5 protein-coding genes are annotated in these 12,096 nt (G+C 51.8%); 1 reads left to right on the top strand and 4 read right to left on the bottom strand.

What is annotated here, in order from left to right; all coding sequences use genetic code 11:
• The first annotated feature begins 229 nt into the window (after nucleotides 1-229).
• A complete protein-coding gene (locus PspCFBP13508_RS08685; protein ID WP_137214214.1) occupies nucleotides 230-1,525 on the top strand; it encodes a HEPN/Toprim-associated domain-containing protein in 1,296 nt (431 codons plus the stop codon).
• 547 nt (nucleotides 1,526-2,072) lie between these two features.
• On the opposite strand, the gene PspCFBP13508_RS08680 is transcribed toward PspCFBP13508_RS08685, so the two are convergent.
• The 4 genes from PspCFBP13508_RS08680 to PspCFBP13508_RS08660 all read right to left on the bottom strand — a co-directional run bounded on the left by PspCFBP13508_RS08680 (nucleotide 2,073) and on the right by PspCFBP13508_RS08660 (nucleotide 12,001).
• Entirely contained in the window at nucleotides 2,073-2,741 is a 669-nt protein-coding gene (locus PspCFBP13508_RS08680) for a hypothetical protein (protein WP_137214213.1), read from the bottom strand.
• A complete protein-coding gene (locus PspCFBP13508_RS08675) occupies nucleotides 2,738-5,977 on the bottom strand; it encodes a hypothetical protein (protein WP_137214212.1) in 3,240 nt (1,079 codons plus the stop codon). The genes PspCFBP13508_RS08680 and PspCFBP13508_RS08675 overlap by 4 nt, the downstream gene beginning before the upstream one ends.
• On the bottom strand, nucleotides 5,974-7,386 hold the full coding sequence (locus PspCFBP13508_RS08670) for a site-specific integrase (RefSeq protein ID WP_137214211.1): 1,413 nt from the start codon (nucleotides 7,384-7,386) through the stop codon (nucleotides 5,974-5,976). The genes PspCFBP13508_RS08675 and PspCFBP13508_RS08670 overlap by 4 nt, the downstream gene beginning before the upstream one ends.
• 868 nt (nucleotides 7,387-8,254) lie before the next feature.
• Nucleotides 8,255-12,001, bottom strand: a complete 3,747-nt coding sequence (locus PspCFBP13508_RS08660) for a bifunctional diguanylate cyclase/phosphodiesterase (RefSeq protein ID WP_137214210.1) — start codon at nucleotides 11,999-12,001, stop codon at nucleotides 8,255-8,257.
• Nucleotides 12,002-12,096 lie beyond the last annotated feature (95 nt).

The raw sequence follows: 12,096 nt of genomic DNA, 5'->3' as shown, positions 1-12,096 counted from the left end.
CTACTGAGCCGTGATGAACCTTTGAAGGGGGCGACGCCCACAGCCACGTAAAATTGCTGGCTGCGTTTATTGAGTAGATGCAGCACGGAGCTAAGGCAAAGAATTTTTTGCCTTAGCTAGTCGAATAATCGCAGGCCATATCCAGGGGCAAAGGCAGCGTAGTGAATTCTCCGCATGTAGAAGGGGGTAGATTCTTAGGGCCGATGCCGGCGCATAATTGAGAACCCTCATGAGCACACCCATTACGCTGTCAGTGGGCGATATCGAACTCACCTACAACACTGGCTACATCGGTATGGACCACGGCATGCTCTTTCAAGAGCGGGACCGCCAGCGCAGGCGGCACCCGCACGTTAATTACGAATATTGCGCGCAGAACTCGCAAGACGTCACTCAGCGCGAAATGTGCTTTTGCCGAACGCTTGGCTCGATGGTTTCGAGGCTCGAACTGCTCGGTTATACGTTGAGCTCTGTTCAAGCTGAATATGAGTTCCAATCAGCGTTTTACCTTGATCAGTATCCTGTCTCTCTGAAAGGTGGACCGCAACCTGAGCGATTGAACTTCAATCAATTCGTGGCCTTCATACGTGAGCACGCTATTCGGGAACTCGGCAGCGTATACAACCCTACCTATGATGCAGACTACGCTCGGGGCGAGGGCCGTTTTGCCAACGACCCCGCGGCGGCCCTGCTTCCGGGAGGAGACTTCGACCGAGACACTGGAGGGTATTCAGAACGCAGTCACTTTGGTGCCCTCATCAGTTTTCTAGGGCCTTACTCGACCCTCCGAGTACTTGCTGAAAATCCTACCAATCTGGATCTCGAAGTCGTTTGGGATTATGGCAATTTCGTAGATGCTGGTTGGGCAAAAAATGAGGACTTCACAGCCGGCGCACGCCGCTCACAGACCTATCTAATCGCGACCGAAGGAACGTCAGATACGCATATTTTGAAGCGAAGCTTTGCGCTCCTACGGCAGGATATTGAGGACTTTTTCCGATTCATTGATATCGAAGAACGACACCCATTCTCTGGTACAGGCAATCTATCCAAGTTTGCCGAAGGGTTGGTGAAGATCGATGTTCAGAACCGCGTGGTGTTTCTATTCGACAATGATGCCGAGGGGATCGACACGTATCGGAGTCTCCAAAGATTCACCTTTCCAGTCAACATGAGAGCAATGGTTCTTCCCGACTTGGGGGCGCTGCGTGACTTCCCGGCACGAGGCCCCAGCGGGGTAGAAAGCGCCGACATCAACGGACGTGCTGCAGCCATCGAGTGCTACTTAGACTTGCGCTTGAAAAACCGTCCGCCAGCGCAAGTGACCTGGACGAACTACAAGGAATCTCTGGGCATCTATCAGGGAGCGCTCGACTTTAAGGATAGCTATGCCAAAGCGTTTTACGATGCTTCGCCCGACTTAATTGCATCGGGTACCTACGACGTTAGTAAGCTCCGCATGGTCTTGCAGTCGATCTATAGGCAATGCAGTGACATGGCAGCTCAAATGGTTCGTATCGCTTAGAGGAGCTGAGCTCGCTCAGATGAAGTGTATCGTAAGCATCCGACATTTACCCGTGATGTGCCTATGCTTGGATTGGCTGAGAGTTTCGGTCGCTCCGTTGCATTAATTTCTCGAACCCCCAGAATTCGTTCGACAGGTACGCGCGGAGCAAGAGTAAAAAACTAATGTCATGATGGTGCAGCAGCAAGGTTTTTTGGATTTACATGTTTCAGTTATATGGCGCAATCGGTTGCGAATTCTAAAGAACTAGCTTTATGCACAATTATGTGAATTCATAATTTATCTCGTAGCATGGCTGGGTGAAATAACGAGGTGCGCAGGACGCTGAGAAAAACTGGGTGGATCTAACCTGAGGCTCTGGGGTCGTTTTCTGCCGGTCTCTGTCATGACTGGGGGGCGCATTGGTCAGCTGGGCCGCATGTACGATTGCTGTGCCGTTTTGCCCTTGTCCAAAAAATCATGCAGCAAGGTTAAAAAATCTTTCCCTTAAGCGCTGAAAATGGCCATAGGGACAATATTCTTTACTCACAAAGCAGTGCGTTTTTCTTTACTGATCGCCATGGTTTTTCTCTTTTGCTTTCATCCATTGGATGAAGGGTGTAGCCAGCTCTTTTGGGACCAGTCCCTCTACCGGCTCAAGATCGTTGTATGCACAGCTAATTTTCATGGCGTCTAAATCAGCAGCAAACATACTATCGCTCGCATCAAGTATCAATTTGAGAGCACGGCAAGTCTTGTCAAATTTCGTCATGAAATCTTGATTAGTAGGTTTTAACTCCGGCAGGTTCATAGGCGAAGCGCCATGATTACGAAGGGCTACCCTAAGGGCGTCTACCTCCTTTCTCAGCCGTTCTGTCTCTGCTTGAAGTCTTTCTGCACGTTGTGTTGCCAGCTTTCCTACAAGCTTTTCTTTCTCAGATTCCATGTTGTCAGATGAGTGCCAGTGCCTGTGAAAAAGCGGCCCGAGCAGTGTCCAGTACTCAGCACTCTGGACAAGGGTTCTATAGCCGATTTTCTTTTCATTAACGGGGAGGCAATCATTGTAGAGGTCGGCGCAAAATTTAGAGAACTGTGTGATTCCACCGAATGATGCTTTTCCAACGAAAGATTTCAGCTTTGGAATGACCTCATCCTTGATTCGAGTGATCCTGTAGTCGCGACGGCGTTTTTGTGCACCTGCAAAACGGTTCTGTCCTCGTTTAGCTCCCTTACTCATGCAGGAACACTCCCAGGGTTCGATACCAGCTTAAGAATCGGGTTGGAGCGGTCAAGCACCAAGGGCTTGTCCATGGCACTGCTTAGGTCATGCAGGGAAAGGTTAAGGGCTTCGCAGGTAGATCGAATCAGCCCCCTGAACTCATCAATCAATGTAAATCCAGTCGGGGCCTCCTGTAGCATGCGATTGAAGTCTCCAGTGAAAGCCAGAAGCTTGTTACGCGCGACCATGATCTGTTGCTTCAACTGAGGGGTGAAATACTCTGCCTGTGATTTGGCTTCCGCTGTGCGAGCGATCAAGTTGGATAGGCTGTGTTCACCGAAGTCGAGTTTCTCAAGGCGCTCAGAGATGATCTCAGGTCTTTCCAGCAGAAAATTAGATCGTGTCTTCATCTCACTATGCATTTGCTCAAGGCAGTGAGCGGTGACGCTCCATGAAATGATCTCTGAGGCCAAGAGCTTGCGATGGTTGGCTTTCTGCGACAGGCTCTGAACCGATGCCCCATTTTTTCTGGCCTCAGCTATGTGGCTTTCAAGCTCACTGCACTCATCAGTGAGCACGCGTATAAGCCCATGGATCCTGGGTAGGTGGTCCACGGTTTTGATTGAATAGTAGCAACCACCGCAGGGCATCCTTGACCCAGGTACGGCCCCCAAGTCTTTTATGACATCTGCTGGGCACTGGTTTCCAAAAGGGCAAATGTGAGTGGGCATAAAAGCAAGCGAATCTATAGGGCGCTGCTTTGCGGCTTTTATTCCGGATACCACATCATCCTGAGTTTCGCGGTCAAAAGAAATGGCACCGAAATCAGCAAGGGACTTTTCTTTGTCTCGGCGGAATGCTTGTTGCAATTTGGATGTCACGTCTTCAGCCTTAATGGTGGATATTGCTGGACGGTCTAAAAGCCAGCCCTGCTCTACGCTCATTTTTTGATGGCGGGCTACCGTATTCAGGTACGCCGAATCAAGCTTCGCGTAATACATCACATGGGCATCTGTAGCATGCCCTGTGAGGTGGCTGCCTATGATGTGCGGAGGGAGTATCCGGATGTACTCAGATACTACGGAGACCCGGCAAGAATGCGGGGTGTGCTTAATTAGTCTGCTGGCCTCAGCTTCTAGCTTAACTGCCGCTAAAGCGTGTATAGGATCTTCAATTGATTCCATCTTGGCCAAGGACTCAGGCATCTGATTCGATGTTTCAACTTGCAATTGATATCGGCAGAATAAGTCGAATGAGTAAATTAGTTTTTTAAAATAGTTCATATAAGATGTCGGATGAAGGGTTCCGGGTGTCATCCATTTTGGGAAGATAGTTATGATTTTTCCAAACACACTGTCTACATGATCGTCATACCAAACTTCCTCCGACATTGGAGAATCACCAAACCATTCCAGCATTGAGTATTGCCGATCCAGCATTTGAATTACATCTTTGGATACTGATGCGTTCCAGGCACCATTTACCTTGTCTGTATTGATGTGGAGCTTGCATACTGGAGGAAGTTTCCGAGAACGGTCAATATTCTGATCGTAGGTTCGTCTGTCAAGCCATCGGATATGGATGCTTCGAACACCTGTTTCCAATGCAATGATATTGTGACGAATATAATTAAGCTGTGGATAGAACACCCATGAACCTTTGTTTTTGACCGCGCTATCAATAATTGGAATGAGTGATCTAGAAATAAGAGTTAGCGGCTCATATTTCATTGGCTCGTTCGAGCGGCTCTTGGGAGATGACGGATCGAATGATGGGTTTTTGTAGAATACTAACGGAATGTAGCCGAACTTCGCTGTTTGGATTATCTTCTGCGCATCGTTCCAGTTTTTCGATTCTATATCAGCCCTGTACTCTTCTGTGTACAAGTTAATTTGCTCAAAATGAACCATTTCCGATAGATGCGTCGAGAACGATTCGATGGCATAACAATACTGGATTAGGTAAGGAAATAGCTCTGATTCAAATGCTGCTTTATTCGTGCCAGATCTTCTTTTTACTATTGGATAATCAACATCAACGATCGGGTTTACGAAACCCGATAAAACCTCATCGGAGGTTGAATGAGCAGCCATATAGTCAAAATATGCACTGAGTTGGTACAAGAGATGCTGCATCGTATCAGAAGATCTTCCAGAACGAAGTTGTTTTAATAGGCCATCGAATCCATCGCCCTCAATATGTTTACGATTGAATTGGTTTGGTAGGGGTGGTGGAATACCAGCAGCCAACAGAGTGCTGAACAAGAAAGTGTTCAGCACGGCAAGCGACCGCCGGTAAGACCTATAAGTTTTCAGTCCGCGGGCTCTTTGGCTTTCAATGAACTTTTCTTGATATTTCAACCATGCCAAAACGCATTCGGAGTGTTCGCCGGGAATGTGGAACTCCCCTCTGTTAATAGCACTGGCCGATGCCTGGACATCGTTTTTTAATCCGTGCTCGGGATATTCGGGTTGGCATCGGTTCGGGTAAAGCTTTTGGATATACGAAAAAAAAGCCTTAGAACAGATGGGGTATTTTATCCAGTCGCTTTCACCTTTTTTAGCTGAAAGAATCGCATTGGCGCATGCCGCTACATCCACCGGATCGATATCTTCGATCTTATACCAGTTTGTCGCTCGTATCAGCCTCCACGCATACCATCCAAAATTGTCTAAAGCGGAGGACTGCATTACTGTGCGAATATCGGGGATGTCCGTATATTCGACATGTGTTGTATAAGGGAGACTTACCAGCGCTAAGACCTCTGGATATGTTGAAGCTGCAAATTCTTTGAAGTTACCGCCAGTTACGGAATCTTTAACAGTCGGTTTTTTCAGCGTCATAGGTAGAAGTGCCGCACCCGCATGCCAAAGGAAATGCAAGATTAGCAGAGAGTCTTGGCGTAACCGCTCTAAAGAAGATTTGTTGAGCCAGCCATGCGCGTTTAGAGGAAGAACGCGTTTAGCTAAGTCAGTTGTTGGTGTCTTTTGAGCGCATAAGTAAATGCTTTGTACCCAGTTCTGATCGTAGAGTGGAGCGAGAGAGGCGTCAAGGTGGTTGTCGAATAGGCGGAAAATAGATGCCTGATAATACTCATTCCTTGATGAGCTTGTTACCTTGCTTGGTGAAATATAAGCTCCGTTGTATAGCTCTTTTTTTACGCACTCCTTGGAGCGCGAAATAGCAAGCTTTATCGAATCGGAAAGCTCCAAGCCTGATTTTATGATCAATACCTCACGAGTAAGATTGATCATCCGATCGCGCCTTCGATTCGCATGGATTCTTTTTGCAGAATCTCCAGCTGGCGGATATAAAATTCTTGTCGTATGGTGTTTATCGACTGCTCTCCGCGCATGGTTATGTATTGGTTGGCGTGCTGAAAGTAGGCATCAATAAAGTCGATATTGTGTTTTGCGTACTTCATTGTAGACGTAATGTTTGAATGCCCCATCAGTATCTTGACATATGTTAGCGGGAGACCTGGTAGTTCTCGGCCTGTAACAGGTATATAATTTAACGTATAGGTTCCGTACATGTGCCTTAGGGAATGCAGGCTAATCCCCTTGCAGTCTATCAGTCCTGCCCTACTTGCATAGTTTTTAAACGTTTTATCCCGGCTGCTTCGGTCGCTGGTGAAGTAAGGTCTTCCATTGGCATGTTGAAATAGGAAATCGTGCCCGCAGCTAGAGTTATATTCTAGGGCTAGATACTGCTCCAAGTGCTCAAAAAATATCTTACGGAAAGGTTCTATTAGAAACGTTATTTCTGTATCGCGACCTTTCCACGCGAGCAGGCGGTGCTCGGCTTCAGTTATCCCTGAATTTTTTCTTGAAAAAGGGTCTCTCAGATATACAGCTAAATTGTCAGCATCAATATCGATGAACTTCACTTGAAGGATTTCGCTCGTTCGGCCTCCGGATGCAGCCAATAGCGCATAAATTGCCATATCACGGTGAAATACCTTGGATCTCTTGGGCCTTTCTTGGCGAACGAGAGACACAGATATTTCGATTGGAAAGGCGACGGTTTTATAACCCTGCTTATCGTTTTTTCTGTCCCGGCGGCTAGCGCGCGGAAAGAGTGTTTCCTGCTTTCTCTTCGGGAGGGCTGCAACGAGAGCATGTCTTATCGTACCGGCCAACCAAGATTTTGCTTTTATTGCAGATATTTCGTGATTTTGTTTGTATTCAGGACGATTTATGTACAACCGGCTGAAAAGTGGGTCTGGTGAGATGCTGTTACGGGTTTCACAGACTCGAAGAAACCACCGAATAGAAGATTCAATCGTTTGAGCAAGTGACAACTGGCTGGTGGTTCTTTCCTTTCCAAGCTGTTTTGCCATTCTTGCGGCTATAGGATTTGATGAGTTTTTGCCAAAAAGGAGGAAGGACTGGTAGCTGTAGATAATCGACGAAATTGAGAGTTCTACATCCGAGTCGAACTGGGATATGGAAACCTCATACACATAGTCGATGAATCGGCCCACGTGTTCAGAGTAGAGACGATCGGTATTGAAGGCATAGCCGCGCTGAGCTAGCCACTGGGAATAATGGGTGAATGGCTCAAACTCGCGCTGCTCGTTCGGGATCGTCGGGTCAAGGTGCAGAAGGAGGTGCGAGGCCTCGACCGTCACTGGGGCTTGAACGAGGATAAAATTTTTCATACGCACCGCTTCCAAAAACCATGCCTATTAAGCATTTGGTGCGGCGTTTGCGGTGTCAACAAGAAATGTGCATGTGAAGGTTTTCGGGCACAAGAGGCGGAGCCATACCTGGAAGGTCTAGGTCTGCGCTAGAACCGTTTCTGCCCCGTTTGGTGACCTCCCGAGCCACCAACGAGTCGGTCATAGACAGTCCAGATCTGCAACGGACTCTGGTTCGACCTTGCCTTCCTGTGCAGAAGGGCCGTCAACAGATCGTAGTGAGCGCTGCCCTCACCTTGGGTCGACTCGATTAAGTTTCGCATGAAAGAGATGCAGGCGATCCGGTGTGGAGCAATGGATCGCTGTTACTCGCGATGTTAGGACTGAAGGCGAGTAGTTCGACAAAAAAACCGCATCGTGGATGCGGTTCTTTTTAGAATGGTGGGCCTCCCCGGAGTCGAACCGGGCACCAACGGATTATGCTTACCACTTCAGTTTTCACTGCCCCTTTCGGGTTTGTGGTCTGGACTGTCTCTTACCTTTCGGCCCGCCCGTACAGTCTCTACACCTTCCTCTGAGAGGCTTGGCTCGGGATTACCACGCTTGCGCAGAGGCTTCCCCGAATTTGAGCGATTCTACCAAGGGACAGAGTGAACTTACCCCAAGGCAACCCATTTGTTCAGCACCATGCCTAGAAGGTTTAGGTGCTGATCTGTTAAGTCCGCTGCTCTAACCAACATGAGCTAGAGGCCCAAAAACATCTTCAAAGCTTTCAAATCGAGGGTTTAAATACCACCCTGAGTTGCATACCACATAAGAACCGTGGACCAAAGGATTATGAGTCCTCTGCTCTAACCAACTGAGCTATAGGCCCTCAGTAGGCGGCGGATTATAGCGACGGTTTCGCGGCTGTGCTATCCGAAAAATCCGATGCGGTTACATGCAGAAACGTCGCGGCGAATTCGTCCGGTGGCAGGGGCAGGCTGACGATGTAGCCTTGGATCTGTTCACAACCTTCTGCGGCGAGGAATTGTTGTTGCGCCTGGGTTTCCACGCCTTCGGCAATTACCGTGAACTGCATGCTGCGGCCGAGCGCGATGATGGCGCGCACAATCGCCGCGTCGTGGGGGTCGTCAGGCAGTCCGCGGACGAAGGACTGGTCGATCTTGAGGATGTCCAGTGGCAGGCGTTTGAGGTAGCTGAGCGAGGAATAGCCGGTGCCGAAGTCATCGATCGCCAGCTGCACGCCGAGGTGTTTGAGTTGGTGCAGCACTGCCAGCGCCTCTTCGGCCTGACTCATGATGAAATTCTCGGTAATTTCAAGTTGCAGTAAATCCGGCCTGAGGCGGTTGTCCTTGAGCAGTTGTTCGATGCGCACCAACAGGTTCGGTTGACGCAGTTGCGCGCCGGCGAGGTTCACCGACAGCGGCCCCAGCGGTTGGTAGATCTCGTTCCACTCGAACATTTGCCTGCAAGCGGTTTCCAGCACCCAATCGCCGATCTGCAGGATCATGCCGTTCTCTTCCGCCAACGGAATGAAATGCTCGGGCGGCACGTCGCCGAAGGTTGGGTGGCGCCAGCGAATCAGCGCCTCTGCACCGACCAGACTGTGATCGACCAGGCTGATTTTCGGTTGGTAATAGAGAAACAGCTCATCACGCTCGATGGCACGGCGCAGTTCATGCTCCAGCGCTATGCGCTCGCTGGCCTGGGCGGTGAGGTCGCGGGTGTAGCTTTCGACGCGGTTGCGTCCTTTGGCTTTGGAGCGGTACATCGCCGCGTCGGCGTTTTTCACCAGGGTGGCCACATCGCAACCGTCGCGCGGATAGAGGCTGGTGCCAATGCTGGCGCTGATAAAGAACTCGTGTTCGCCGGCCTGGAACGGCGCGCCGAAGCAGTTGAGCAGTTTCGTCGCGATGTTGTCGGCGTCGCTGGCTTGCTGCAAGCCCGGCAACAGGATGATGAACTCGTCGCCGCCCAACCGTGCGACTGTGTCGATATCGCGCAGTTGCTCCTTCAAGCGCACGGCGATGCCCTTGAGCAACAGGTCGCCGACCGGGTGGCCGAGGCTGTCGTTGATGTGCTTGAAGCGGTCGAGATCGAGAAACAGCACCGCGCCCTGGCCGCCATTTTCCTGTTGGCTGGTCAGGGCCATCTGCAGGCGGCTTTCGAACAGGGTGCGATTGGGCAGGCCGGTGAGCGGATCGTGGTGAGCCTGATAATCGAGCTTGGCCTGGGCATGCTTGAGGCTGGAAATATCGGCAAACACCGCAACGAAGTGAGTGATGAATTTGTCGCGATTGCGCACGGCGCTGATGGTCAGCCAGCTCGGGTACAGCTCGCCGTTCTTGCGCCGGTTGGAAATCTCGCCTTGCCAGTGTCCCTCGTCGGTCAATTGATGCCACATCGCTGCGTAGAAAGCGCTGTCATGCAGCCCTGACGCCAGCAAGCGTGGCGTGTGGCCCAGTGCTTCGCTTTCGCTGTAGCCGGTAATTTCGGTGAAGGCACGGTTGACCGCGCTGATGTGTTGTTGGGTATCGGTGATCAGCACGCCTTCTGCCGTGCTCTCGAAAACGGTCGCGGCCTGCTGCAGTTTTTCCTGCATGAGATGGCGTTCAGTGATGTCGCGGGCGATGGTCAGCATGCAATCCTCGTCGCCGATCGGCAGCGGGCGACTGGACACTTCGCACAGGCGAATCTGCCCGTCGCTGCGACGGATGTGGCATGTGAAGTCGCGGACGAAACCGTCGCGTTGCAGCAGGTCAAGCATCTGTTTGCGTTCGTTGAGGTTGACCCAGATGCCCAGATCCAGCGTCGAACGATCCACCGACATCGCGCTGTTGAAACCGGTGATGCGGCTGAAGCCTTCATTGACCTCCAATAGCAGGCCGTCGCTCTGGCGTGACAGCAGCAGGCCGTCCGGCGACGCATGGAAAGCCTTGGCGAATTTCTCTTCAGAAGTTTGCAGTTGCTGTTGGGTTTCCTTGAGCTGGCTGATGTCGCGCACCACGACCACCAGCGCCGGCGTGGTGTCGAGGTCGAAAGGCTCGGCGGAAATCAGCCCGGTGAAGACTTGGCCGTTGTTGCGGCGAAAGGGCATTTCCAGATTACGGATGCTGCCGGCCTGCAAACGCTGCAAGAGGCCCGGCCCGACGCCGGGAATGCCCCAGATATTGAGGTTGGTGGCGGTCTGGCCGATCACGTCCTCGGCCCTGAGGCCGATCTGCTCCTCGAAGGCCTCGTTGACCTCCAGCAGGCAGCCGTCGGACAGGCGTGCAATCACCAGAATGTCCGGGCATTGCTCGAACACCGAAGCGAACTTCTGCTCGGACAGCCGCAGCGCTTCTTCGGTGCGTTTGATTTCGCTGATATCGATCATCAACCCGCGCATCACCGGTTCGTGGCCATGCTCGATCAGGCTGACAATGTCGCGCACCCACAGGCAGCGGCCGTCGGCGGTGATCACGCGATAGTCGACGATGTGATCGCGGCCCTGGCGTAGCGCTTCCTTGCAATAGTTCTGCGTGCGGGTCAGGTCGGCCGGGTGAATGATGTTGTGCCAGAAGCCCGGAATCAGCCAATGGGACTGTGGATAGCCGAGCAAGTCTTCAGCGTGCGGCGAAACATAGCTGTAGGTGAAGTCGCTCATCCGCGCTTCCCAGGCGATCGCCGACAGGCTCTCGACCAGGCCGCGGTAGTGATATTCGCTGCTGCGCAATTCCTGTTCGAGGTCGATGCGCCGGGTGATTTCCGAGCTCAGGCGGCGGTTGATGCGAATCACCACGGCCAGCACTGTCATCAGCAGCAACAGGCCGGGCAGGCCATACATCAGCAGATCTGACCAGAACGTCCGGTGGTCGAGCACGTTACCGACCCAATGTTCCTGGATGCTGCTGATTTCCGCCGGTGTCATGTCGGCGAGGACTTTGTCGAGAATGCCCACCAACACTTTATTGTCGCGGGGCACGGCCATCGCCAATTGATAGCGATATGGGGTTTCGCCGCTGACGTAGAGGCCGTCGAGCTTGAGCTGGCGCAGGCTCCAGACGCTGGAAGCGAGATCGCCGACCACCGCGTCCACTTCATCGGTCGCCAAAGCTTGCAGCGCCGAACTGACGTTGGGCATGGCGACCAGATTCAGGTCGGGGTGGTGAGTGCGTAGCAGTTCGTGGGGAGCGTAGTTGTCCACCACGGCGATTTTCAGGCCATACAGATCATCGAGTTTGCGCGGCTGGGCGCCACCGACATGGGCGAGGATGACGATCGGGAAGTCGAGGTACGGTCGGGTGAATGACAAATAGTTCTGGCGTTCCGGTGTAGACATGATCCCCGGCAGCAAATCGATCTTGCCCTTCTTGACCTGCTCCAGCACCACCGTCCAGCTCACTGGTTCGATAGGTGTAAGTTTGATCGCCAGGCGTTGACGGATTACGTCGATATAGTCGGCAGCCAGGCCCTGATAACGGTTCTGATCGTCCCGAAATTCGAAAGGCGGCCACGACGCGTCGACACCCAGGCGCAAGTCAGGGTGAGCCGCCAGCCAGCTGCGTTCTTCATCGGTGAGAGTCAGCGCGTCAGCCGTGGCGGTGCAGATCATCAATGACAGCAGAAACAGCACGGGCGCCAGTCTGGGCATAACGCTCTCGTCAGGGCTTGGAGTGATTGTTTCGAGTGTAGACGGGGTACGCGGCGGGAAGGGTGGGGCGGGGAATTTAATCTGCCATAAAACAA

Origin of the sequence: Pseudomonas sp. CFBP13508, from assembly GCF_005233515.1 — a bacterium.
GTDB lineage: Bacteria > Pseudomonadota > Gammaproteobacteria > Pseudomonadales > Pseudomonadaceae > Aquipseudomonas > Aquipseudomonas mercuritolerans.
The sequence above is the reverse complement of the archived record's forward strand: the minus strand, read 5'-3'. Positions and strand labels throughout refer to the sequence as shown.

Coding starts and splice junctions, on each gene's coding strand:
- PspCFBP13508_RS08685 (WP_137214214.1), top strand. CDS start 230: ATGAGCACACCCATTACGCTGTCAGTGGGCGATATCGAACTCACCTAC.
- PspCFBP13508_RS08680 (WP_137214213.1), bottom strand. CDS start 2,741: ATGAGTAAGGGAGCTAAACGAGGACAGAACCGTTTTGCAGGTGCACAA.
- PspCFBP13508_RS08675 (WP_137214212.1), bottom strand. CDS start 5,977: ATGATCAATCTTACTCGTGAGGTATTGATCATAAAATCAGGCTTGGAG.
- PspCFBP13508_RS08670 (WP_137214211.1), bottom strand. CDS start 7,386: ATGAAAAATTTTATCCTCGTTCAAGCCCCAGTGACGGTCGAGGCCTCG.
- PspCFBP13508_RS08660 (WP_137214210.1), bottom strand. CDS start 12,001: ATGCCCAGACTGGCGCCCGTGCTGTTTCTGCTGTCATTGATGATCTGC.